Annotated in this window: 24 protein-coding genes; 15 read left to right on the top strand and 9 right to left on the bottom strand. The window is 60.6% G+C overall.

Annotated features, from left to right (window positions below; genetic code table 11):
* The first annotated feature begins 133 nt into the window (after window positions 1-133).
* On the top strand, window positions 134-2338 hold the full coding sequence (locus BTE54_RS08790; protein WP_078052165.1) for a methyl-accepting chemotaxis protein: 2205 nt from the start codon (window positions 134-136) through the stop codon (window positions 2336-2338).
* Between the two features lie 125 nt (window positions 2339-2463).
* Entirely contained in the window at window positions 2464-3369 is a 906-nt protein-coding gene (locus BTE54_RS08785) for a LysR substrate-binding domain-containing protein (protein ID WP_078052164.1), read from the top strand.
* Window positions 3370-3432: 63 nt separating this feature from the next.
* On the opposite strand, the gene BTE54_RS08780 is transcribed toward BTE54_RS08785, so the two are convergent.
* Both BTE54_RS08780 and BTE54_RS08775 read right to left on the bottom strand, forming a co-directional pair.
* Entirely contained in the window at window positions 3433-4125 is a 693-nt protein-coding gene (locus BTE54_RS08780) for an SDR family NAD(P)-dependent oxidoreductase (RefSeq protein WP_078052163.1), read from the bottom strand.
* Between the two features lie 10 nt (window positions 4126-4135).
* A complete protein-coding gene (locus BTE54_RS08775; RefSeq protein ID WP_078052162.1) occupies window positions 4136-5338 on the bottom strand; it encodes a pyridoxal phosphate-dependent aminotransferase in 1203 nt (400 codons plus the stop codon).
* A gap of 448 nt (window positions 5339-5786) precedes the next feature.
* Here BTE54_RS08775 and BTE54_RS08770 point away from each other — a divergent pair, with 448 nt between their 5' ends.
* The 4 genes from BTE54_RS08770 to BTE54_RS08755 are packed head-to-tail and all read left to right on the top strand — an operon-like array spanning window position 5787 to window position 9716.
* A complete protein-coding gene (locus tag BTE54_RS08770) occupies window positions 5787-6701 on the top strand; it encodes an ABC transporter permease (protein ID WP_245316571.1) in 915 nt (304 codons plus the stop codon).
* Complete coding sequence (locus BTE54_RS08765; protein ID WP_078052160.1) at window positions 6698-7501, top strand: ABC transporter permease; 804 nt, start codon at window positions 6698-6700, stop codon at window positions 7499-7501. Before BTE54_RS08770 ends, BTE54_RS08765 begins: the two co-directional genes overlap by 4 nt.
* A gap of 25 nt (window positions 7502-7526) precedes the next feature.
* Entirely contained in the window at window positions 7527-8603 is a 1077-nt protein-coding gene (locus tag BTE54_RS08760) for an ABC transporter substrate-binding protein (protein ID WP_065656633.1), read from the top strand.
* A 9-nt stretch (window positions 8604-8612) separates the two neighbouring features.
* On the top strand, window positions 8613-9716 hold the full coding sequence (locus BTE54_RS08755) for an ABC transporter ATP-binding protein (RefSeq protein WP_078052159.1): 1104 nt from the start codon (window positions 8613-8615) through the stop codon (window positions 9714-9716).
* A gap of 151 nt (window positions 9717-9867) precedes the next feature.
* Here the strand turns inward: BTE54_RS08755 and BTE54_RS08750 are convergent, their stop codons facing one another.
* Genes BTE54_RS08750 through accB form a run of 6 tightly spaced genes read right to left on the bottom strand, consistent with a single transcriptional unit; the run spans window position 9868 to window position 14651 of the window.
* A complete protein-coding gene (locus tag BTE54_RS08750; protein WP_078052158.1) occupies window positions 9868-10635 on the bottom strand; it encodes a 5-oxoprolinase subunit PxpA in 768 nt (255 codons plus the stop codon).
* 24 nt (window positions 10636-10659) lie between these two features.
* Complete coding sequence (locus BTE54_RS08745) at window positions 10660-11658, bottom strand: biotin-dependent carboxyltransferase family protein (RefSeq protein ID WP_078052157.1); 999 nt, start codon at window positions 11656-11658, stop codon at window positions 10660-10662.
* Window positions 11655-12368, bottom strand: a complete 714-nt coding sequence (gene pxpB / locus BTE54_RS08740) for a 5-oxoprolinase subunit PxpB (protein WP_078052156.1) — start codon at window positions 12366-12368, stop codon at window positions 11655-11657. Before pxpB ends, BTE54_RS08745 begins: the two co-directional genes overlap by 4 nt.
* Window positions 12365-12802 (bottom strand): biotin/lipoyl-containing protein, encoded by a 438-nt coding sequence (locus BTE54_RS08735; RefSeq protein WP_078052155.1) that lies wholly within the window; start codon window positions 12800-12802, stop codon window positions 12365-12367. Before BTE54_RS08735 ends, pxpB begins: the two co-directional genes overlap by 4 nt.
* Complete coding sequence (gene accC / locus BTE54_RS08730) at window positions 12799-14190, bottom strand: acetyl-CoA carboxylase biotin carboxylase subunit (protein ID WP_078052154.1); 1392 nt, start codon at window positions 14188-14190, stop codon at window positions 12799-12801. The genes BTE54_RS08735 and accC overlap by 4 nt, the downstream gene beginning before the upstream one ends.
* Window positions 14187-14651, bottom strand: coding sequence for an acetyl-CoA carboxylase biotin carboxyl carrier protein (accB, locus tag BTE54_RS08725; protein WP_078052153.1), 465 nt, complete (start codon window positions 14649-14651; stop codon window positions 14187-14189). Before accB ends, accC begins: the two co-directional genes overlap by 4 nt.
* Window positions 14652-14844: 193 nt before the next feature.
* Between accB and BTE54_RS08720 the strand changes: the two genes are divergently transcribed.
* A complete protein-coding gene (locus BTE54_RS08720; RefSeq protein WP_078052152.1) occupies window positions 14845-15771 on the top strand; it encodes a DMT family transporter in 927 nt (308 codons plus the stop codon).
* Here the strand turns inward: BTE54_RS08720 and BTE54_RS08715 are convergent.
* On the bottom strand, window positions 15740-16669 hold the full coding sequence (locus BTE54_RS08715; RefSeq protein ID WP_078052151.1) for a DMT family transporter: 930 nt from the start codon (window positions 16667-16669) through the stop codon (window positions 15740-15742). The two genes, BTE54_RS08720 and BTE54_RS08715, sit on opposite strands and share 32 nt — an antisense overlap.
* A 198-nt stretch (window positions 16670-16867) precedes the next feature.
* Here BTE54_RS08715 and BTE54_RS08710 point away from each other — a divergent pair, with 198 nt between their 5' ends.
* From BTE54_RS08710 to BTE54_RS08675, 8 genes are all read left to right on the top strand, one after another.
* Window positions 16868-17755, top strand: a complete 888-nt coding sequence (locus BTE54_RS08710; RefSeq protein ID WP_065656623.1) for a LysR family transcriptional regulator — start codon at window positions 16868-16870, stop codon at window positions 17753-17755.
* A gap of 94 nt (window positions 17756-17849) precedes the next feature.
* Window positions 17850-18803 carry a tripartite tricarboxylate transporter substrate binding protein gene (locus BTE54_RS08705; protein ID WP_078052150.1) on the top strand — a complete coding sequence of 318 codons (954 nt, stop codon included), beginning with the start codon at window positions 17850-17852 and terminating at the stop codon, window positions 18801-18803.
* Between the two features lie 96 nt (window positions 18804-18899).
* Window positions 18900-19568 carry a 4-carboxy-4-hydroxy-2-oxoadipate aldolase/oxaloacetate decarboxylase gene (locus BTE54_RS08700; protein WP_078052149.1) on the top strand — a complete coding sequence of 223 codons (669 nt, stop codon included), beginning with the start codon at window positions 18900-18902 and terminating at the stop codon, window positions 19566-19568.
* Window positions 19569-19639: 71 nt separating this feature from the next.
* The gene (locus BTE54_RS08695) at window positions 19640-20092 is read left to right on the top strand and encodes a tripartite tricarboxylate transporter TctB family protein (RefSeq protein WP_078052148.1); all 453 of its coding nucleotides are present in this window, start codon (window positions 19640-19642) and stop codon (window positions 20090-20092) included.
* The gene (locus tag BTE54_RS08690) at window positions 20089-21600 is read left to right on the top strand and encodes a tripartite tricarboxylate transporter permease (protein ID WP_078052147.1); all 1512 of its coding nucleotides are present in this window, start codon (window positions 20089-20091) and stop codon (window positions 21598-21600) included. The genes BTE54_RS08695 and BTE54_RS08690 overlap by 4 nt, the downstream gene beginning before the upstream one ends.
* 43 nt (window positions 21601-21643) lie before the next feature.
* Window positions 21644-22630, top strand: a complete 987-nt coding sequence (gene denD / locus BTE54_RS08685; protein WP_078052146.1) for a D-erythronate dehydrogenase — start codon at window positions 21644-21646, stop codon at window positions 22628-22630.
* Window positions 22627-23382: an SDR family oxidoreductase gene (locus tag BTE54_RS08680; protein ID WP_078052145.1), complete on the top strand. Its 756-nt coding sequence runs from the start codon at window positions 22627-22629 to the stop codon at window positions 23380-23382. Before denD ends, BTE54_RS08680 begins: the two co-directional genes overlap by 4 nt.
* A gap of 9 nt (window positions 23383-23391) precedes the next feature.
* Window positions 23392-24327 (top strand): 2-hydroxyacid dehydrogenase, encoded by a 936-nt coding sequence (locus BTE54_RS08675; RefSeq protein ID WP_065656617.1) that lies wholly within the window; start codon window positions 23392-23394, stop codon window positions 24325-24327.
* The last annotated feature ends 70 nt before the right edge of the window (window positions 24328-24397 follow it).

Raw genomic sequence — 24397 nt, 5'->3', positions numbered from 1 at the left:
GCGCTTTAAAAATAGAATTGAAAGTAAATTTTAAACATAAATTCTTAAGCTCACCCTCCAGCCCGGTCGCCAACAGTTGCGCACGCACCCGTAACTCTCGCCACCGTCGCAGCATAGTTTTGGGGGATGGGACATGCTTTTTAAATCGACAACGGGTCGGAATATTTTTGCGGTCGCCGCATGCGGCGTCTTTGCGACGATCGCGGCCTCGGCCGTGCTGTTTTATCGGTCCATTGAGGATACCAGGGCCAACAATCTCGAGCGTATGCGGCAGATCGCCCACAGCGAAGCCCTGGCGACCGAAAAGAATATCGGCGGCACGATCCATATCGTCAACAGCCTCGTCTCGGTTCTGGAATCGATGAAACAGTCAGGCGATGCCGACCGGGGTAAGGTCGATCAGATCATTCACCAGATGCTGGCCAATAACACCGACATCCTTGGCCTCTGGACCGGATGGGAGCCAAATGCGTTTGACGGCAAGGATGCGGAATTCGCCAACAGGGAGGGGCATGACGCGACCGGCCGGTACATACCCTATTGGGTGCGCAGCGGCGGCAAAATAAGCAATACCGCTTTGACGGACTATGCCACCGCAGGTCCGGGCGATTATTATCAATTGCCCTTCACCCTGAAGAAAACGGTCGTCGTCGAGCCCTATTCCTATGCAATCGACGGCAAGGAGGTCCTGATTACCTCGATCGCCAAGCCGGTTATGGTCGATGGCAAACCTCAGGGGGTCGCTGGCCTCGACCTGTCGCTCGATGAAACGAGCAAGGCGCTTTCGACGGTGCGGCCCATGGGAACGGGGTTCGTCAGTCTGGTCAGCGGCGGCGGCAAGATCATCAGTCATCCGGATGCGGCGATCATGGGAAAAAGCCTCGCGGACGGCGGTGCGAAGACCGCCGGTTGGGACCAGTTGATTGCAAATCCCGGTGCGGAGCGCGAGATCACCGCACAGGATGGAACGGCGTCCTTCGCCATCGCCTTGCCGGTCATGCTTACCCAGGACATGAAATGGTACGCAATCATCTCGGTGCCGGAAGAAACGGTGTTTGCGCAGCTGCATGCCATGATGCGTGACACCGCTTTGACCATAGTGACGGCCACCGTCCTGCTGGCGCTGGCGGGATGGTTCATCGCGCGGCGGTTCATCGGGCGCATCGCAAACATCATCGATGAGACCGCCCAGATTGCACAGGGAAATCTTCATCTGACACTGAAGGATATCGGGACAAGGGACGAAATTGGCGATCTTGCCCGCTCTCTCGATGTTCTGCGCGAAAACAACCGGCAGAAGGCCTCGCTGGAACAGGAGGCCGAGACCAACCGCACGCTTGGTGAAGAAGAGCGTGCGGCCCGGGAACGCAGGGCCGCCGATGAGGCGGGCAGCATCCGCTTTGCCGTCGACAGCCTGGCTTATGCGCTGGCGAAGCTCGCTGACGGAGACCTGTCCTGCCGTATCGACAATCCCTTTGTCGAGCAGCTCGACGCGGTGCGTGGCGATTTCAACGGCTCGGCCGGGAAATTGCAGGACGCGCTTCTGCGGGTATCGGAAAATGCTTCCGGCATCGACGTCGGCGCCAATGAAATCAAGGCGGCGTCCGATGATCTGGCGCGGCGAACGGAGCAGCAGGCGGCGGCCGTTGAAGAAACCGCTGCCGCCCTTGAAGAGATTACGACAACGGTAAAAGACGCCGCGAACCGTGCGCATGAGGCGGGCCGGCTGGTTTCCCGCACGCGCATCGGCGCGGAACGGTCGGGTGAAGTCGTGCGTCAGGCCGTGATGGCGATGGAGCGGATCGAAAAATCGTCGAACGAAATTTCCAGCATCATCGGCGTGATCGACGAGATCGCCTTCCAGACGAATTTGCTGGCGCTGAATGCCGGGGTGGAAGCGGCACGTGCCGGTGAGGCGGGCAAGGGTTTTGCCGTGGTGGCGCAGGAAGTGCGGGAGCTTGCCCAACGCTCCGCCGCTGCGGCGAAAGAAATCAAGTCGCTGATCACCAAGTCGAACCAGCAGGTCGAAGAGGGCGTGCATCTTGTCGGCGATACCGGCAAGGCGCTCGATGTCATCGTTGCCGAAGTGCAGGAAATCAACCAGCACGTCGCCGCGATCGTGGAATCCGCGCAGGAGCAGTCATCCGGCCTCCAGCAGATCAACGTCGCCGTCAACCAGATGGACCAGGAGACGCAGAAAAATGCCGCGATGGTCGAGGAGATGACCGCCGCAAGCCACACGCTGGCAACGGAGGTCGATGCGCTAAACCGGCTGCTCGGCCAGTTCGAACTCGGTTCGGGAGCGGACGCTTATCGGGGGTCTCTGAAGGCGGCCTGACTGGACGCCCTGAGCGGCCGTGTCCATCGGCTCCGATGGACACGGCGAGGAAATGGAAGATGGACTTTGTCTGCAAATTGAGCATCTTATTTCTTGCAAGCAAGTAATGGGATGATCAACAGCAGATGGATATCAGGCGCCTGAAATCGTTTATCACGATTGTCGACATGGGGAGCATAACAAGAGCGGCCGATGTGCTGCATATTGCCCAGCCGGCGCTCAGCCAGCAGCTGGCAAGCATCGAGGAGCATTTCCGCCAGAAACTGCTGACCCGAAGCCAGCAGGGTGTGGTCATGACCGATGCCGGCAAGGTTGTCTACAGGCATGCGCAGGTCATTTTGCGGCAGATGGAGCAGGCGCAGGCGGAGGCGCTGGAAGCGGGGGCTGTGCTTTCCGGCAAGGTGTCGGTGGGCCTTGCGCCCTTCAGCAGCGCCGCCACGCTTTCGCTGCGTCTGATGGAGGAAACCAAGCGGCTTCATCCCGGCATTCTGCTGCACATCACGGAAAGCGTCAGCCAGCCCTATAGCCAGATGATCATGAACGGCCGTCTGGAAATGGGTTTGATCCACGGCGTCGGGCCGATCCGGGGTGTCAAGTTCACGCCGCTGTTCCGTGAGGAATTCGTCCTCGTCGTGCATCGCAGCTTTGGCGTGGAACCGGGCGATGCGCCGATCACGGTCGCCGATCTGGCGTTTTTGCCCTTTCTTCTGCCGCCGACCTATAATTTCGTGCGCCGCGCCATCAATCTCGCCTTCACCCGCAGCCGCAAGGATCTGATCGTGATGGCGGAGCTGGAATCGGTGAGGACTATCGCGCGCGGCGTGGATGCCGGGCTTGGCGCGACCATAACGCCCAAGGCCATTGCCGACCGCATCGTCGCAGAATCCAATGAGGACATCGTCGTGAGGCAGATCGCCAGCCCGATGATCGAGGAAACGCTGTCCTTCTGCGTATCGGACAATACGCCGCTCTCCGAGCCCGCGCTTGCCGTGAAGGAGATATTGCTGCAACTGGCGGAGACCCTGAAATAAAAGGGTCCGGCCGGTTCTAAAGCCACGCGCGGCACCGTTTCCCGGTGCCGCGCATGGAAAAGATCAAAGCATTGCTTCCTTGCGGCAGTTCACCAGCAATTCTGCCACCGAAAGATTGTTCGGCAGGCGAAGCAGGGTTTCGACCATTTCGGCGAGATCGTCCGGCTGGGTCATATCCTCGCGGCTGACTTCCGTTTCGCCGACCGTCATATCGGTTGCGATATAGCCAGGGCAAAGCGCGGTGGCGCGCACGCCGCTGTCCCACAATTCCTGCCGGATGCCGTGGGTGAGGGCGACAACGGCGAATTTCGTCATGGCATAACCCACATTTGACCCCACGCGGCGTCCCGCCAGCGAAGCGACATTGATAACCCTGCCCTGTCCGGTTTTTACGAGATGGGGAATGGCGGCGCGGGTTACCCTCAGCGGACCCTTGACGTTGATACGCCACATCTGGTCGAGGCTTTCTTCGCCCGCATCCATGACCCGGACTTTGGGGTTGATGCCGGCGCAATTCACCAGCCCGTCGATCCGGCCATATCTGGCGGCAACGGCCTCAACCCAGGCCTCCGCCGAACCAGCCTCTTCCGCATCGTAGCGATCGGCCGAAAGCCGGTCCTTCACCGCAACGGCGGCCGGATTTCGCGCTCCCGCCGCCACCGTGAAACCCGCTTCGTGAAGCCTTTTGGCGATCGCAAGGCCGAGACCCCGCGATGCGCCGGAAACCATGATGACACGGCCACTTCCTCCCAACATGCTGTTCTCCCTATTTCATTCCATTGCAGAATTCGGCGATGCGGGCGCAGCCTTCGGCAAGGTTTTCCATGCTGGTGGCATAGGAAAGCCGGAAGAAGGGGCTGAGGCCATAGGCCGCGCCCTGCACTGTCGCAACGTGATGTTCGGCGAGAAGCGCCATGACGAAATCGGTATCGTTCTCGATCTTCGTGCCGCCCTTCGTCGTCTTGCCGATCAGCGCGGCAATATTCGGGAAGATATAGAAGGCGCCTTCCGGCTTGTGGCAGCGAAGCCCCTCGATTTCCGAAAGCTTGCCGAGCACGAAGTCGCGGCGCGTCTTGTAGATATCGGCGCGCTCCTTCAGCAGATCCTGCGGGCCGTCGAGAACCGCGACGGCGGCAGCCTGCACGATGGTCGCGACACCGCCGCTGTTCTGGGTATTGACGTTGCTGATGGCCTTGATGAGATCCTTCGGGCCGCCGCAGAAACCGAGACGCCAGCCGGTCATGGCATAGGCTTTCGATGCGCCGTTGACGGTCAGGACCCGGTCATAGAGGCGGGGTTCGACTTCGGCGATGGTGCAGAATTCGAAATCGTCATAGATCAGGTGCTCATACATATCGTCGGTCATGATCCAGACATGCGGATGCCGCAGCATGACCTCGGCGATTTCCTTCATTTCCGCGCGGGAGCAGGCGGCGCCCGTCGGGTTGTTGGGGAAGTTGAAAAGCAGCCACTTGGTCTTCGGGGTAATCGCGGCTTCGAGATCTTCGGCGCGCAGGCGGAAACCGTTATTCTCCGGGCAAACCACCGGCACGGGCACGCCGCCCGCGAACTTCACGATATCGGCATAGCTGATCCAGGACGGCGCGGGAATGACGACTTCATCGCCCGGGTCGCAGGTAGCCATGATGGCGTTGAAGATGATCTGCTTGCCGCCGCCCGCCACCAGAATCTGGCTCGGATCGTAGTCGAGATTATTGTCGCGTTTGAACTTCCGCTGGATCGCGGCCCGCAGCGCCGGGGTTCCGTCGGCTGGCGGATATTTCGTGTCGCCGGCAAGGGCCGCCGCATGCGCCGCCTCGACCGCGTGGGCAGGCGTCGGGAAATCCGGCTCGCCGGACGACAGGCTGATGACCTTGATGCCCTGAGCGGCGAGATCGCGCGCTTTCTGGGTCATGGCGAGCGAAGCTGACACGGTGACGTTGTTAAGGCGTTGGGCGATAGTGGGCATGGATTATTTCCGATTGTAACGGTGAAGGCAGGCATCGTCGCGACGCCAGTGCATGACAAAGAGGTTACGGGAATTTTCCGCTATTTCCCCAATACGACTTCGATGTGACGTCATACGGGATTTTGATGCATCGCCGCCAAAATGGGGTGAGCAGTCCATATGCGTATGCGATGACCTCAGAGGAATAAAATATTATGCAGCCCGTCGGCTTAGCCCCTAAGCTCGGCTTAACAACAAGGGAACGACGCGTCGGGCAATGTTACCCAGAGAGGTAACCGGCGCGAAAATGCAGACATATGCGACAGGCGCCGGCAAAAGACCGGATGCCTCGACAGGGAGCACACCCAGCAAATTCTAGTCATAGGGTCTGGACAATCTCGTTCGGCTCAAAGCGATGCCTCGTGCCGTATTCAACGCGACGGGAGTATAGATGTCGGATATTGCGATCATGGAACCACATGCCCCGCCACGCCATGGAGTTTCCGGCTGGAAGGCCCTCGAGCGTCGGCTGTTTTCGCCCGGCATCCTCATCCTGCCACTGCTGATCTTTCTGCTGATCTTTTTCTTCTGGCCGGCGGTTCGGCTGATGAGTTTCAGCGTCATGACCCAGAATTCGCAGGGGCTGATCGGCTCCCCCTTCACGCTTGCCCATTATGTCAGGTTTTTTGAGGTCGATCTTTACCAGAAGGTGCTCTGGGCGACGATCCGCATCAGCCTGATCACCTCAATTCTTGCGGCGATACTGGCCTATCCGGTCGCGACCGTTCTCGTGCGCGGCAATATCGTCACGACCCGTATCATCACGCTGATCGTGATTGCGCCGCTGGCCGTCAGCGTCGTGGTGCGCGCCTATGGCTGGCAGCTCATTCTCGGCAACGGTCCGACCGGCCTTCTGAACTACGTATTGATGAATCTGGGCATCATAGACAGTCCGATGACGCTGCTGTTTTCGGATGCCGCCGTCATTATCGGTTCGCTGCACATTTTCTTCCCGATGATGGTGCTGCCGCTGTCCTCCGCGCTTGGCAAGATCGATCCGAACCTGCAGCAGGCCGCCCGCACGCTCGGCGCGCCGGCATGGAAAGTGTTCCTGCGGATCACCTTCCCGCTCAGCCTTCCCGGTCTGCTAGCGGGTTTCACGTTGGTGTTTTCGCTCGCTTCCGCATCCTACGTCATTCCCGCTCTGATCGGCGGTCCCGGCTCGCAGATGCTTGGCAACATGGTCGAACAGCAGGTTCTCGCGGTCTATGACTGGCCGTTCGGCGCCACCATCGCCACCATCCTCGTTTTCATCGTCATTCTGATCAACGCCGTCTCGATGCGGCTGCTCGGCGGGCGTCGTATCAAGGCAAGCGCGTCATGAACAACAAGCTGACTGGCACTTCCGCCATCGTCTTTTACGCGATCACCGCCGCCATGATGGTCTTCATCCTGGCACCGATCATTCTCGTCGTCGCCATCTCGTTCTCCGACAGTTATTTCGTCACCTTCCCGCCACAGGGTTTCACCTTCCGCTGGTATGCAGCGGTAATGCAGAACGAGGAATTCACCGCTGGTCTCACCTTCAGTGCGGCGCTGGCGGTGGCGACCACCATCCTTTCACTGGCGCTCGGCGTTCCGGCAGCCTTCGCACTCTCCCGCGGAAAATTCATCGGCCGCTCGTTGATGAAGGGACTGCTGCTTTCGCCGCTGATCTTTCCCGTGCTGGTGACCGGCCTGGCATTGCTGCAGCTTTTCTCCGGCTATGGCTGGATGGATACCAAGCTGAAGCTTCTCATCGCCCACACCGTCGTGACGTCGCCCTATGTGATCCGCACGGTGCTGACCAGCCTTCAGCTCGTCAATGTCAGCCTTGAGGAAGCGGCGCGCACGCTTGGCGCCACGCGCTGGAAAACCTTCACGCGGGTGATCTTTCCGCAGATCGCGCCCGGCGTCGCCTCCGGCTCGATCTTCTGCTTCATGGTTTCTTTCGACAATTATCCCGTTTCGATGTGGCTGGCGGATTCCGCGAACCTGCCCGTGCCCATCGTTCTTTATCGCCAGATCGGCACGGTCTTTGATCCTTCGGTCGCGACCATGTCCACCATCATCATCCTTCTGGCGGTGACCGTCGTGCTCGTCCTCGACAGGCTGGTGGGTCTGCGCCGGGCAATGGCTATGTAAATCAACAACAAGAGGGGTACCGGAAATGACAGACAAGACCATCATCATGAAACGGCGCAGTTTCCTGACAGTCACCGCAGGCGCGCTCGCCACACCCTATTTCTACACCGCGGCTTCCGCACAGGACCGCACCATGTATGTCGGCGTCTATAATTCGGCGCAGGGCGGGCTGATCAAGAAGGAAGTGATCCCGGCTTTCGAGAAGGAATATAAGTGCCGGGTGCTGACGACCGAAGGCGCAACGCTCGCCAATATCGCCACGCTGCGCGCCACCCGCGAAAATCCGCAATATAGCGTGATGTCGATGGACGATGTCGGCGTGCCGCAGGCCAAGGAGGAAGGCCTGATCGAGCAATTGCCGGCGGACGAAATCCCCAACCTCAAGAACGTCTATTCTCGCTATCTTTTCGAAGACAATTTCGGCGTCGGTTTTGCAATCTCGATTGCCGGCCTGTTCTATAATCCGACGACGGGCAAGCCGTTCGAAAGCTACGAACAGATGTTCGACAAGAAATATGCCCGCCGCATGCTTCTCAACACACCGAAGAACACCCAGAGCGTTCTGATGCTGATGGTGGCGGCCGCCCTTGCGACCGGCAAGCCGCTGAAGGAAGCGCAATATGATACGGATGCCGGCTGGGCGAAACTCGCCGAGCTGAAGCCGAACGTGCTCTCGATCTATGACGCGGAAGCGCAGACGATGATGGTGGCGCAGGGCCAGGCGGATTTCGGCGGTATCGAATACTCCAAGGCGGTTTATCCGCACACCAAGAAGGGCGTGCCGCTGGACATGACCTTCCCGAAGGAAGGGGCATTCACCGGCATCAATTCCATCGCCCTGGTAAAGGGCGGACCGCACCGCGATCTCGCGCTTGCCTATATCAACCGCATCCTCGATCCCGGTGTGCAGAAGATGCTTTCGGAAGCGACGCTGAGCGCGCCCTCCGTCAAGGGCATCGAGTTCGGCGCAGATACGGCGAAGTTCCTTGCCTACCCGGAAACGAAGATGGAATCGCTGAACCTGTTCACGCCGGACTGGAAATACATCATTCCGCGCCGCGCCCAATGGCTCGAAAAATACAACCAGACCTTTAACGGCTGAGGAACGCTGATGAAATCCGTAGAAGTCCGCCTGGAGAGACTGACCAAACATTACAGCGGTCAGGTCGTTGCCGTCGATGATGTTTCGCTTACCGTCAAGGCAGGGGAAATCCTGGCGCTTCTCGGCCCGAGCGGCTGCGGGAAAACGACCTGCCTGCGCATGATTGCGGGGCTTGTCGATCCTACCTCGGGTGAAATCGTGGTCGGCGGCAAGCCGACCACGCGCACCCCGGTTCACCGCCGCAATGTTGGCATGCTTTTCCAGAACTACGCCCTGTTTCCCCACATGACCGTTGCCGAAAACGTCGCCTTCGGGCTGGAGATGCGGGGCGTTTCCAAGGCTGACCGGGAAGGGCGCGTGAAGCAGGCGCTCGATCTCGTTCAGCTGCACGCCTTCGGCGACCGACTGCCGGTGCAGCTTTCCGGCGGCCAGCAGCAGCGTGTGGCGCTGGCGCGCGCGCTGGTGATCGAGCCTTCGATGCTGCTTCTGGACGAACCGCTCGGTGCGCTCGACAAGGGCCTGAGGGAAAGCATGCAGGTCGAAATCCGCAGCCTGCAGCAGCGGCTTGGCCTCACCACCATCATGGTGACGCATGATCAGGACGAGGCCCTGACCATGGCGGACCAGATCGCCGTGATGCGGGATGGCAATCTCGAGCAGATCGCACCGGCCGGCGAAATCTACCAGAAGCCGCTGACCCGCTTCGTCGCGGGTTTCATCGGCGCTTCGAACTTCTTCGAGGCGAGCGTGGCGGAGCGCAATAGTCGTTCCGCAAGGCTGGTCACCGGTTCCGGCGTCCGGCTCGATGTCGAGGATATGGGGGCGGTTCAGGGCGACAAGGTCGTCGTCACCGTTCGCCCCGAAGCGATCTCGGTCTCACCGCTTGCGGTGGACTCAGGTGAAAACACCGGCAATTCCACCACGGCGCGGGTGGAGCAGGTCGTCTATCGCGGCTTCATGCTGCATTATTACCTGCGTCTGGACAATGGCGAGCCGATGATCGCTTACCGGCAGACCCAGACCCAAGGTTTCACCAATGCCGTCAGCGCCGCTGGCGACCGGGTGAGACTGAGCTGGACGAGCGACAGCAATCACGTGATCCAGCTGAATTGATGATTTCGCGGCCGGGTCGCTCAGGCGGCCCGGCTGGCGACGGATCGAAATCCGGTCCGTATCCATAGCCGACAAAATTACGGCACCGCGCTCCTGACATAGAATGCGGTGCCGTGCTTTTTGTGCTTCAGGATATGAGGCGTATGCCGCTTCAGGCAACCACTTCGCGAGCCGGCACGACGCTGCCGCCACAGGCTTCCACTTCGCTGCGCACCGTGCGCGCAAGCTCCAGCGAGCCGGGCGTATCGCTGTGGACGAGGATCGATCTGGCACGAACGGTGATGGTTTCGCCCTCGATGGTCGTGACCGTGCCTTTTTCCAGAAACTGGCGCACGCGCGCACGAACTTTTCCCTCTTCCTTGATGACGGAATTGGGCAGCTTGCGTGGCACAAGTTGGCCCTTCACATCGTAGGCCCGGTCGGCAAGAAAGAGGTTGAGCACTTTCAGCCCGCAATCCAGAGCCGCCTTTTCGATCAGCATGTCCGGCATCGAAAAGACGATGAGATTGGGATCGACCGCTTTGATCTTTTTCATGATCCGTTCGGCAAGCGCCGCGTCGCGGTTGATCATGTTGCCCATGGCGGCATGGAAGCTGATATGGGAGAGGGAGACATCCTGCGCCCTGGCAATCGCCGAGAGCGCGCCGAGCTGGTAGAGAACCTGCTGTTCCATTTCTTCCGCATCGACGGGAATTTCGCGGCGGCCGAAGCCGAGACGGTCGGCGAGGCCTGGATGGGCGCCGACACCGACGCCGTTCTGTTTGGCGAGACGCACCATGCGCGCCATCATTTCCGGATCGCCGGCATGGAATCCGCAGGCGATATTCGCCGAAGAGACGACTTCCATAAGCTTCTCGTCGTCGCAGACCTTATAGACGCCGAAACCTTCGCCCATATCGGAATTAACATCGATCTTCATGGTTCCTCTCCGTATTTTTAAGGATTATCGTTTTGCGAGCGTGCCGAGTGCGGCGGCGACCAGCGGCAGGGTTTTGCGGATATCGGCGAAATAGGCGTCGATTGCCTGTTCGACCTCCAGCGCCTCGCGCACCGTTGCCTGCACGAAACGGATGCGACTGCCGATGCGCGCCTGGCCGAGCCGCCAAAGATCGCTGTCGATGATACCAGCCATCTTCGGATAACCGCCGGCCGTGTTGGCGTCGCTCATCTGGATGATCGGCTCGCCGCCCGGCGGCACCTGAACCACGCCCGGAATGACGCCATAGGAGCGCAACTCGACGGGAGCCGAAAGCATAAGTGGCGTGCCGGCAAGCCGGTAGCCGGTGCGGTCGCTCTGCGAGGTGATTTTCCAGGCTTCGGACCAGAAACGTTCCGCACCTTCGCCGAAAAGATCGTGTTCGGCGGCGGGAATGGCTCTCAGCAGCAATTCGCCCTTGTCCGATATCGGAAACATGTCCGGCATCGACTCGGCAAGCGGCATGACGCCGAGGCCGCTTGACGGCAGCGCCGATGGTTCGGATGGCAGAACGGACAGCCTGTCGCCGGTGGTGAGGTGGCGTCCCTCATGGCCGCCGAAGGAGCCGCGAAGTGAGGTGCTTCGTGATCCCATCACCACGGGAACGTCTATGCCGCCCTGAAGGCAGAGATAGGCGCGCGCATTCTTCAGCGGCGTCGAAAATTCGAGAATCTGACCCTTTTCTGCCCGCGCGCACCAGTAGGGCGGCAGATCAGCACCATTGAGCCGGGCGGCGCAATCCGCACCGGTTACGGCGAAGGTCAGCGCCTCTTCGAATTCGATGCGGAACGGAAAGGTCTGGATTTCAATCGCCGCGGCATCCTCGCCGTTGCCGACAAGAATATTGCCGACCCTGAGCGCGATGGGGTCCATCGCGCCCGTGGCGGTGATGCCGATATTGCGGTAACCGGCACGGCCGAGATCCTGCACGGTGTTCAGCGGTCCGCAGGCAAGAATATGGATCATAGTTCGATCCTTTCGGGAAGGAAACGAACGCGGTCACCGGGCGCCAGCACCGCCGGCTGCTCGGCGGTGGCGTCGAACATGGTGATTTCGGTGAAGCCCAGCGAATTCCAGCCATTCGGCCCGGTGAGAACCGAGATGCCGGATTGCATGCCGCCGATCGTCACCATGCCCTTCAACATGCGGAGCGACGGGACTTTCTTGCGCGGCATGAAAATGCGCGGATCGAGGCCGCCGAGATAACCGAAGCCCGGCGCGCTGCCGACGGCGAAAACCGTATAGGTCCGCTCGAAATGCAGGCGCACGACTTCCTTGTCCGGCAGGCCGGAATAATCGCAGATCGCCGCAAGGTCTATGGCGTGCTCGCCGCCATAGGTCGTGGGCACTTCGATGGTCTTGCCCAGAAGATCGAGTTCCGCCGTCCTTTGCCAGATGTCGAGAAGCTCATCCTGCAGATGCCCGGCATCTTCAGGCGTGCTGCGTAGCACGATCAGCAGGTTGGTCATGCCGGGTATCAGCTCCAGCACCTCGGGGCGGTCCTTCAATGCGCGCGTCAGCGCCCAGATACGCCGCTGGGCGGGCAAGTCCAGCTCGCCGGGCGCTTCGATCAGAAACGTCTTGTTGCCGATCATCGAGATTTTCGGCAGGCCCAGATGGGCGGGGGTGAGGTGGGGCGTTTTCAGCGGGAGGTTGCTCATCGACGTCACCATCATGTTTCGGTCTTGAGAAGGGTGGAGCCATAGCCGACAAGCGCACTCGTTTCCGTCACGATTTCGCTGACGGTGCCGGCTTTTTCGGCGATAACCGGAACAAGCACGGGGCCGGCTGCGACGAATGCGACGATCTCGCCTTTCGCTACGGATTGTCCTGCCCGAACCGCCCGCTCGGGGCGCTGCGGATGCGCGGGCGTGAAGATGCCGGCCATCGGTGCACGGGCAAGAATATCCGCCTTTACCGGCGCTTTGGCCGCTTCGATGGGCCGCTGCGCTGCGGGGGGCTGAGCGCCTGCCATGGCAACGATCTTCAATGATCCATCCGGCGTCTCTATTTCAATGGCGGAGACGTTGTTGCGCTCGAGATGAGCGGCAAGATCGGCAATCGTGCCGGGCTCGCTGTAGCGGGAAATGGAAACAGGCTGTCGCTTCACTTTGCACTCCGCGCTGCAAGCCAATGTTCGAGGTAATGAATATCCGTGCCGCCTTCGGAAAAGGCCGGGTCCTGCAATATTTCCCGGTGCAGCGGCAGGTTGGTGAAAACGCCTTCGATGCGCATTTCGTCAAGTGCGCGCCGCATGCGCAGGATTGCCTGCTCGCGGGTCGGGGCATGGACGATGAGCTTGGCGATCAGGGAATCGTAATGAGCCGAAACGCTGTAACCCGCCCTCACATGGGTATCGACCCTGACGCCGGGACCGCCCGGCAGGTGAAGCGCCGTGATAAGGCCGGGGCAGGGAATGAAGCTATAGGGGTCTTCAGCATTGATGCGGCACTCGATGGAGTGGCCTTCGCAGACGATATCCTCCTGCGAAATCTCAAGCGGATGGCCAAGAGCGACGAGAAGCTGCTGGCGCACCAGATCCACGCCCGAGGTCATTTCCGTGACCGGATGTTCGACCTGCAGGCGGGTATTCATCTCGATGAAATAAAATTCGCCATTCTCGTAAAGAAACTCGAAGGTGCCGACGCCGCGATAACCGATCTGGCGGCAGGCTTCGACACAGCGATTGCCGACGAAAGCCGCGACATCGGGCGGGATGCCGATGGCCGGGCCTTCTTCGACGACCTTCTGGTGGCGGCGCTGCATGGAACAATCGCGCAGGCCCACCCAGACCCCGTTGCCCTGACCATCGCAGAGAACCTGAATTTCGACATGGCGCGGATGTTCGAGGAATTTTTCGATATAGAGTTCCGGCGTTCCGAATGCCCGGCTTGCCTCCTCACGCGTGACGAGAACGGCATCCTGAAGGGCGGAGGCATCGTGCACCACACGCATGCCGCGCCCGCCGCCGCCGCCAGCCGCCTTGACGATGACGGGATAGCCGATTTCGGCGGCGATTTTCGAGACTTCGGCCATGTCATCCGGCAGGGCGGAATCGGGACCGGGAACGCAGGGCACGCCGGCCTCCATCATCGCCCGCTTCGCCGCTATCTTGTCACCCATGGTGCGGATGGCGTCGGCGCGCGGGCCGATGAAGACCGCCCCCGCCGCCTCCACGGCTTCCGAAAAAGACGCTCTTTCGGACAGGAAACCATAGCCGGGGTGAACCGCGCCAGCGCCGGTCAGCTCCATCGCAAGCAATATGGCCGGCACGTTGAGGTAGCTCTGGGCGGGAGAGGCCGGGCCGATGCAGATGGCGGTGTCGGCTGCCTTCAGATAGTCGGCATCCTTATCGGCTTCCGAATAGATCATGACGGTCTTCAGGCCGAGTTCACGGCAGGCGCGCTGTACCCGCAAGGCAATCTCGCCGCGATTGGCGATCAGGACGCTATCGAATGCTCTTGGCTCAGCCACTTTTGGGAGTGTCGCGTCCATCATTCGAACTCCAGCACCGGCTGTCCAAGTTCGACGTCTTCGCCGTCATTGGCGATAAATCTGGCGATCCTGCCGCTTCGTTCGGCCCTCACGGTGTTGAACACTTTCATCGCCTCTATGATGAAGAGTTCCTGTCCTTGCCTGACCTCGTCGCCGGCTTCGGCGAAAGGCGCCGCGCCCGGGCTCGGGGCGCGATGGAAAAGGCCGAATGAGGGTGCTGCGACGATGCCGGATGACGCCGGTGCGGCTGCGGCGGATGCCGACGCATGTTCTTCGGCACGGGGTGTCGCGGATGCCGTTTCGGCTACCGCAACGGGCCGGGGCTGCGATGATGGCGTCTGCGGCGAAACGGCATTGTTTTCGCGGATGATCCGGACCGTGGTTCCCTCCTGGCTCACGGTCAATTCGGATACTCGCGAAGAGCCAACGAACTCGATCAGTTTCTTGATCTTTTCCAGATCCATATTGGTTTCCAACGTCTTTTTTGTCCCCACGGCGGCAGGCGGGCGGAGCGGAATCCGCACCCTGTCCATCAGCAATAGCTACCATGGGGGCGGGATTGATGGGGTCAGACGAAGTTCCTATGGACATTGCTTTCCAGTTTGATATCCCGCCGCCGCGTGGTGAAACGGTTCGAAGACTCCGAAGGAACGAACCATGGATTCCCGCAAAGGCATTCTCCTCAAAATCTCCGCAGCGCTCGCTCTGGTGCTGATGGGCGCCTGCATCAGCGGCCTCAGGGGCGAAATACCCATCGGGCAGGTGGTCTTCTTCAGATCGGCTGTGGCCATGCTGCCGCTCTGTCTGTGGATGGCGGCGCAGGGCGGTTTTCGAAGGCAGGTGGCAACCAGCCATATTGGCGGCCATCTGGTGCGGAGTTTTTCCGGCACCGGCGGCATGGTCTTCAGCTATCTGGCGCTCGCCTATATTCCGCTGGCCGACGCGACGGCCATCAGTTATGCGACACCGCTCTTCACCGTCATTCTGGCGGTGTTGCTTTTGAAGGAAGTCGTCAGGATTTACCGCTGGACGGCGGTGGTCGTCGGGCTCTGCGGAATCGTGCTGATCCTGTCGCCGCATTTTTCCTTCGATGTTTCGGATGTCGCTTCCGGCTCTGGCGTCGCCATGCTCGGCGGTCTGTTCGGTCTGGCGGCTGCTTTTTTCTCCGCCATATCGATGATCCAAATCCGGCATTTGACGCAGACGGAAAATACCGGCGCAATCATCTTCTATTTCACCCTGCTCACCACCGTCATCGGCTTTGCCAGCATCGGCATGGGCTGGAAAATGCCGACCGCGTGGCAATGGACCCTGCTGATCGGCACCGGTCTTATTGGCGGTATCGCGCAGATATTGGTGACGCTCAGCCTGCGTTATGCCGAGGCCTCGCTGCTCGCGCCGTTCGACTATACGACGATGATCTGGGCGCTGTTGATCGGTTATGCCTTCATGGATCAGGTTCCGGCCCTGACGACCATTCTGGGGGCTTCTATCGTGGTTGCCGCCGGTTTGTTCACCCTGTGGCGGGAAAGGCGGCTGCACAAAAAGCGCGTTACGGAACAGTTGACGCTGTCGGCTCCCTGACAGCCCGTTTCGCCAGCCGGTTTTCGCGCCACATCGCAAAAAGCCCGGCGGCGATGACCGTCAAGGCGCCAATGATGGTCGCACCCGTCGGCACTTCGGCCATGAAGAGATAACCGAGGGCGATTGCCCATATCATGGTGGTGTAATCGAACGGCGCGAGCAGCGAGGCCTGGGCGTGGCGCAGGCTGAGCGTCATGGCGATCTGGCCGATGCCGCCGGCAAGGCCCCCGCCGGCGAGCAGCAGGAACTGGTGAAAATCCGGCATCTTCCATCCAAATCCGAGCGTGGCGAGGCCGGCCACCACACCCGTCAGCGTATAGATGAGCACGATGCGCGACGGCTTTTCGATGCTGTTCAGATGGCGGACGGCGATGGAGGAAAAGGCTGCGCAAAGCGCACCGGTGAGCGCCAGCGCGGTTCCGATCATTGCGACGCAGTCTGTTTGAGCGGGGCCTGAGGCGGCATCGAAGATCAGTTTCGGCGAGAGCGTGATGAAGACACCGATGAAACCGGTCAGTACGGCGGACCAGCGATATATCCGCACTTTTTCGCCAAGCAGCAGCGCCGCCAGCATGATGGTGAAAAGCGGTGTCGTGTAGCTCAGCACCGTCACATTCACCAGCGGCAGATAGGCGAGGGCGAGAAAGCCGAAGAACATGCCGCCAAGCCCGGCCGAGCTGCCCGCGAGCAGGCTGCCGATGTTCTTCGCGGCCGGCACGGTTATCCGCTCCGAGGAGGCGATGAACCAGAGACAGAGGGGAATGAGGGCAAAAAATCCCCGGCAGAAAACGACTTCGCCGACCGGGATCGCCCCGTCCAGGCCCTTCACGCAGGCGGACATGACTGTGAATGCCAGCATGGCCGCCAGCTTGAGCAAAATTCCGGTCTTAGGATTCATCCCGCTCCCCATCGCAGCCAGGACCGTGTCATGGGGAAGACGTCGAGAAAAGCCTTAGCCGGCTGTCATAAGAATCTTGTCTTACCCCATCACTTCCTTGAAGTCCGGCAGGACTAGTGGACGGCGCTTTTCCCCTAGGCCCCCGCGGTGATTTGATGTCATGATCGCATTTCTAACCGGCGGGAGGTTTAAGCGGGCATGTTGGATTTGCGCAGGCTGCGATATCTGGTCGCGATTGCCGATTGCGGCTCCATGTCGGCGGCGGCGCGGCAGTTGGGGATAGCCCAGCCGGCGCTCAGCCATCACATTACGGAACTGGAACGGCTGGTTGGTTTTCCAGTGCTGCACCGGCTGGCGCGCGGTGTGAAGGCGACGGAAAAGGGTGAAGTCCTGCTTTCCCATGCGCGCGAGATTACCGAGAAGGTTCGGCAGGCGGAAGCGGAAATCCGGGCCATGGCCTATCTGGATGAGAGGGTGATCCGGCTGAGCCTCATCCCCTCCTGGGCGACCGCCTTTGCGCCGAGCATCATCAGCGAAGTTGCCGCTTCGATGCCCAAGGTTTCGCTGCGGCTGATAGAGGCGCGCAATGACGAATCCCTGCGCCTTATTCGTCTCGGCAAGGTGGATATGGCCGTTGCGCTGGTGGGTGCGGAGGACAAGGCCGACGATCTTATCGTCAAGGAGAGCCTGTTTGCCGTTTCCTCAAGGCCTATCGGCCGGTCGATACCGCTTGAGGCTGCAGCAGGGCTCAACCTGATCCTGCCGCCGAAAGACAATCCACTGCGCATATCGATCGACGAGGCCGCCGCCCGCGCCGGAATAACACTGAACGTGACCATGGAGATCGACGGGCAGGACACGATCAAACGCGCCGTCAGCGCCGGTATCGGTGCGACGATCCTGTCATGGAATTCGGTGCAGCAGGAGCAGGAGGCCGGTCAGCTTCAGGCCGCCCATATCACCCAGCCCGTCATTTATCGCTCCATCCATCTGTTAAAGGGTAGGGAAGTGGATGAGCGAACGTTCAGGCTGTTCCGCGACCTTTTGCGGGCCGTCGCGAGACGCGAGCCGGCATTCAACCCATAAACGATCTGTATGGGTAAATTGAAAACTCGGTATTTGTATTGTTGATGGCTTCTTCCTAGCCTCCCCGGTGAAAGCGTATCGGGGAGGAAAAGATATGCGTTTGAAGACATCTCTGCTTGGTGTGCTGGCGGCTGCGGGAATCTTTGCTGCGGGAGGGGCGGCGGCGGAATATCCGGAGCGGCCGGTGACGCTGGTCATCGGTTATCCGGCCGGTGGCGGCACCGATATCCAGTCGCGGGCGCTGGTGCCCTATCTTGAAAAATATCTCGGCACATCGGTCGTGGTGGAAAACCGCGAAGGTGCCGGCGGGCTGATCGGCGCCACCTATATCGCCAATGCCAAGCCTGATGGCTACACCATCGGTGCGTTGAATTTTCCGTCCATGTATTCGCCGATCGTGCAGGGCAACGCCAGCTACAAGGAGGACGCCTTCACGCCGCTCGCAAACCAGATCGGCGGCGATATGGCGCTGACCGTCAACAAGGTGTCGCCGATCAAGACCGCCAGGGAATTCGTCGAAGCGGCCAAGGCGAACCCGGTCGTCGTCGGCGTGACCGGCATCGGTCATCCGAGCCAGATCACTGCGCTGCTGTTTGAAGATGCGGCGGGTGTGAAGCTTAACTTCGTACCCTTCAATGGCGGCGGACCGGCAAGGCTCGCCATGCTTGGCAACCACGTCACGCTCGGTTTCATGAACCTCAACGAGGTTTTTGCCGACAATCGTTCCGGCGCACTTCGTGTACTGGCCACATCAGGTACCGAGCGCTCCCCGCTCTCGCCTGACGTGCCGACTTTCAAGGAGGCGGGCTACGATGTTCAGTTCAGCCTGCTTGCCGGTTTCGGTGCGCCGAAAGGTCTGCCGGCGGATGTGGAGGCAAAGTTGGTGGATGCCTTCCAGAAGGCGCTGAAGGACCCGGATTATCTTGCCGACGCCAAGAAGCGCGAACTGACCACGCTGCCGCTGACCCAGGCCGAATTTGCCGAGGCGCTCAAGAAGGGCAACGCCAATCTGGCCGAGCTCTGGAAAAGCAAGCCCTGGACGAAATAAGCGGCCGGTACCGACCGCTTCTCTCACCCCTAATCAAAATGACGCTTGGGCCGCGTTTGGTCCGGGCATGACCCACTGTTGAAAGGAACCCGGCCAATGGCCCATGTCATCCGCAATTTCCAGCGCCCTTCCAAGGCCGATATCGAGGCGATCAGCAAATTCAGCCCCGCCACCATTCATGAGGCGCAGGGCAAGCTCGGCGCTCTCGATTATCGTATCAAGCCGATCAAACCCGGCCTGAAAATCTGCGGCCCGGCGATCACCGCGAAATGCCACATCGGCGATAATCTGATGATTTTCGAAGCCATCAATCTGGCGAAGCCCGGCGATGTGCTGGTCATCGATGGCGGTGACAATCCCAATCAGGGCGGCTTTGGCGATGTGCTGGCTGCCGCTTGCATCGGCAAGGGCATTGTCGGTTTCGTGGTCAGCGCCGCCGTGCGTGATGGCAAGGGGCTGCGCGAGATCGGTTTCCCGGTGTTCTCGCTCGGGCTTTGCATGAAGGGCACCTCAAAGGACACACTCGGCACCATCAACCATCCGGTCGTGGTCGGCGGTGAACTGATCAGCCCCGGCGATATCGTCTGCGGCGATGATGACGGCGTCGTCGTCGTTCGCGAGAAGGATATCCCGAAACTCGTCAAGGCCTGCCGGGAGCGCGACGATCACGAGAACCACATGATGGAACTGCACCGTCAGGGCAAGATGGATATCGAAGATCGCTACGACATGATGCGCTCGAAGGGATGTGTCTGGGCCGATTGAGCCAGTGATTAAACGTCGGATACGCCGTGTCGGGAGGCGCGGCGTATTTCCGATGAGGAGGGGAGATAATCATGGCCGAAAACGGCTCGAAACTGACCGCGAATATTCTGTCCGGGGCCTTCTTTCTGGCCGCCGCCGCAGGGCTTTATTATGGCGCGCGGCCGCTGAGCATGGGCACCAATTTCCAGCCCGGACCCGGCTATATGCCGACGGTCATCGCGGCTTTGATGTTCGCACTCGGCATCGCGCTGCTTTTGCAGGATTTGCTGGGAAAGACACCGTCCGAAGCCTGGGTGGCGCCGAAAATGCGTCCGTTTCTGGCGGTCGCCGGCATTGTCGGTTTTGCGCTGCTGATCGAGCCATTGGGCTTCATCGCCGCCGCTTTCGTGCTGATCGTGCTCGCCTGCATCGCCTATGGCAGGATCCGGCCGGTTGAAGTTCTGCTGCTTTCGGCGGTGCTCATCCTTGCCTGCATCCTCATTTTTGTTGTCGGCCTCGGACAGAGGATACCGCTGCTGCCATGACTGATCTTTTTTCTAATATCATCCTCGGGTTCGGTGTGGCCGTCACGCCAGTAAACCTTTTCTACTGCCTGCTTGGCGTCACGCTCGGCACGATGATCGGCATCCTGCCGGGCATCGGCCCTTCCGCCACCGTCGCGCTGCTTCTGCCCATCACCTATACGATGCCGGATACGGCCGCACTGATCATGCTGGCGGGCATTTTTTATGGCGCGCAATATGGCGGCTCGACAACGGCGATCCTCGTCAATCTGCCGGGCGAATCCTCGTCCGTCGTCACCTGCATCGATGGTTATGCCATGGCCCGGCAGGGCAGGGCGGGTGTGGCGCTGGCCACGGCGGCGCTCGGGTCGTTTTTTGCCGGCACGGTGGCGACCATCCTGATCGTCGTTGTCGCAAAGCCGCTTTCTGCCGTGGCACTGGCCTTCGGGCCGGCCGATTATTTCAGTCTGGTGATCTTCGGGTTGCTGTTTGCCGTGTTCCTGTCGAGCGGATCACCGGTCAAGGCGGTCGGCATGGTCGCCTTCGGCATTGCACTCAGCCTCGTCGGCATCGATCCGACATCGGGTGAGCAGCGCTTCACCTTCGGCATGGCGGAACTGTTCGACGGTATCGATTTCGTCGTTCTCGCCATCGGGCTTCTCGGCGTCAGCGAAATCCTCTTCAACCTGCAGCAGGGCGTGGAGCGCGATGCGGACACGGTAAAAACCGGATCGCTGATGCCGACCCGGCAGGATTTCAAGCAAGCCTTTCCGGCCGTGCTGCGCGGCACGGCGCTCGGCTCTTTCCTCGGCGTGCTGCCCGGCGGCGGTGCGATTATGAGTTCTTTCGCGAGCTACGCGCTGGAGCGCAAGATCGCCAAGGATCCATCCCGTTTCGGCAAGGGCGCAATCGAAGGGCTGGCGGGGCCGGAAAGCGCCAACAATGCCGGCGCGCAGACCTCCTTCATCCCGCTTCTGACGCTCGGTATTCCCGCCAACGGCCTGATGGCGCTGATGGTCGGGGCGATGATGATACAGGGCATTACACCGGGACCTGAAGTCATGCAGTCGCGGCCCGATCTCTTCTGGGGGCTTATCGCCAGCATGTGGGTGGGCAATCTTCTGCTCCTGGTGCTGAACCTGCCGCTCATCGGCATCTGGGTTCGCCTTCTCGGCATTCCCTACCGCTTCTTGTGCCCCGCCATTTTGATGTTCTGCGCCATCGGGGCTTACGGGCTTTCCTACAGCGTCGTCGACGTTCTGTTCTGCGCGGTTTTCGGCATTGTCGGCTTCTTCCTGCGCAAGATCGGCTGCGAGCCAGCACCGCTGGTGCTGGGCTTCGTTCTCGGTCCGCTTCTGGAGCAGAACATGCGTCTCGGGCTGCTGATTTCGCAGGGCAGTTTCTCGACATTCGTCACCCATCCGATCAGCGCCACCCTGCTCGCCTTGTCCGGCATGGTCGTCATCATGATGGCGATGCCGGCGATCATGCGCCGTCGCGAGGTGGTGTTTCAGGGTGATGACGACTGACGATCAATCGAGCCGGCGCGGCCGGCCAAAGTAAAGGTGAAGCATGCATATTCTGATAATCGGCGCGGCCGGAATGATCGGCCGCAAATTGACGCAACGTCTCGCTTCTGACGGAACGCTTGGCGGTGAGAAGATCACGGAAATGACGCTGACGGATGTTTTCGAGCCGGCCGCGCCGAAGGGCTTTGGCGGCAAGCTGACCATCGAGCGCAGCGATCTGTCGAATGCCGGCGTCGCCGAAAAGCTGATTGCCAAGCGACCGGATGTGATCTTCAACCTCGCCGCCGTGGTTTCGGGCGAGGCGGAGGCCGATTTCGAGAAAGGCTATCGCATCAATCTCGATGGCGGGCGTTCGCTGTTCGAGGCCATTCGTCTGGAGCATCAGAAGGATGGATACCGCCCGCGTGTGGTCTTCTGCTCGTCGCTCGCGGTTTTCGGGTCGCCTTTCCCCAAGGTAATTGGCGACGAGTTCCTGCCGGCGCCGCTGACCAGCTATGGCACGCAGAAGGCGATCGTGGAGCTGTTGCTTGCGGATTATAGCCGTCGCGGTTTCTTCGATGGCGTCAGCATCCGCCTGCCCACCATCTGTATCCGCCCCGGCAAGCCGAATGCGGCCGCCTCCGGCTTCTTCTCCAATATTCTGCGCGAACCGCTGGTGGGCCAAGAAGCGGTGTTGCCCGTTGCCGATACCGTGCGCCACTGGTTCGCCAGCCCGCGCTCGGCGGTCGCTTTCCTGCTGCGCGCCGCGAGCGTTGATCTCTCCGGGCTTGGCGTTCGCCGCAATCTCATCATGCCGGGGCTTTCGGCCACGGTGGCCGATGAAATCGAGGCCCTGCGCGCCTTTGCCGGGGAAAAGGCCGTGGCGCTTATCAAGCGTGTTCCCGATGAGCGTATCATCCGGATCGTCGACGGCTGGGCCGAGGATTACGATCCGCAACTGGCGCTGTCGCTTGGCTTCAGGGCGGAAACGTCCTTTGCCGAGATCATTCAGGCGCATGTGGAAGATGAGTTGGAGGGGAAAGCAGCATGAGTAATGGAAAGATCGCGCTCGTTACGGGCGGCGGAACAGGAGTTGGCAAGGCGATTGCCGAGGCGCTTCTGGAGGATGGTTACAGCGTCGCGATCACCGGGCGGCGGCGTGAGGTTCTGGATGCCGCCGTTGGCGAATGGCGCGAATATGGAGACCGTATTCTGACCGTCGCGGCCGATATTTCCGTTCCGGCCGATGTCGAACGGCTGTTTGCGGAGGTCACCGGCCGTTTTGGCCGCCTCGACCTTCTGGTCAACAATGCCGGCATGTCGGCGCCGGCTGTCCATATCGAAGATGTGCCATTCGAAACCTGGAACGCGGTGGTCGGGGCCAATCTCACGGGCGCCTTTCTCTGCACCCAGGCGGCATTTCGCCAGATGAAGGCGCAATCGCCGCAGGGCGGGCGCATCATCAATAATGGCTCGATTTCGGCCACCACGCCGCGGCCGCGTTCGGCGCCCTATACCGCGACCAAACACGCGATCACCGGCCTTACCAAGTCGGCCGCGCTGGATGGCCGGGCATTCAACATCGCCTGCGGGCAGATCGATATCGGCAATGCTAGCACGGAAATGACGCGCGCCATGGCAACCGGTGTGTTGCAGGCGGATGGCAGCACCGCCGTCGAACCGACCATCGATGCCAGCATCGTCGCCAAAGCCGTGGTGCATATGGCCTCGCTGCCGCTCGAGGCGAATGTGCTGACCATGACGGTGATGGCGAGCGGCATGCCTTTCGTCGGTCGCGGCTAAGGAGCGCGCATGAAGCCCGATCTTCTGCAAACCTACCCGCTTCAGCCACAGATAGAAGCCGAACTGCAAAAGCGCTTCCGGGTCCATCGCTGGCACGAAATATCCGACAAACAGACGTTTCTGCAGGCGGAGGCGGCGTCGATAAAGGCTGTCGTCACCGGCGGTCATATCGGCCTTGCCCCTGATCTCGCCGCCTGCCTGCCCGCTCTCGAAATCGTCGCCATTAACGGCGTCGGTTTCGACAAGGTTGATCTCGATCAGGCCCGCGCGCGCGGCTTCAGGGTCACGAACACGCCGGACGTGCTGACCGAGGATGTCGCCGATCTCGCCATTGGCCTTTCCATCATGCTGCTGCGCCAGCTCGTCAGCGCGGATCACCATGTCCGCTCGGGGGAGTGGAAAAAAGCCGAGATGCCGCTTGGCAACAAGGCCTCGCGGCGGCGTTACGGTATTTACGGGCTTGGCCGCATAGGCCGCGCCATCGCGGCGCGGCTGGAAGCCTTCGATGCGGAGATTTCCTATTTCAGCCGGCGGAAACAGGACGTGGCCTATGATTATCATTCAACGGCAGTGTCGCTCGCAAGCGCCTGCAATGTCCTGATCGTCGCGGCGGCGGCGACGCCGGAGACCAGACACGCGATCAACCGCGAGGTGCTGGAGGTGCTGGGGCCGGACGGCGTGCTCGTCAACGTCGCTAGAGGATCGCTGGTGGATGAAAAGGCGCTGGTCGATATTCTGATGGCAGGTGGGCTGAAGGGTGCGGCACTCGATGTTTTTGAGAACGAGCCGCATGTTCCCGAGGCGCTGATCGGCATGCGCAATGTCGTTCTCGCCCCGCATATCGGCGCTGCGACCCATGAGACGCGGCTTCAGATGGGCGCTCTGGTTCTCGCCAATCTGGATGCGCATTTCGCAGGACAGGACCTGCCGACGGCGGTGGTCTAGAATGTACCTGTGGCCGGCACGGGGAACATATGCCCTGCCGGCCGGATTGCCGCATCGCTTAAAGTGGTGC

Origin of the sequence: Agrobacterium sp. YIC 4121 (assembly GCF_002008205.1) — a bacterium.
GTDB classification, from domain to species: Bacteria; Pseudomonadota; Alphaproteobacteria; order Rhizobiales; family Rhizobiaceae; genus Agrobacterium; species Agrobacterium leguminum.
Note: the sequence above shows the minus strand (reverse complement) of the source record. Positions and strands in the feature narration are given on the sequence as shown.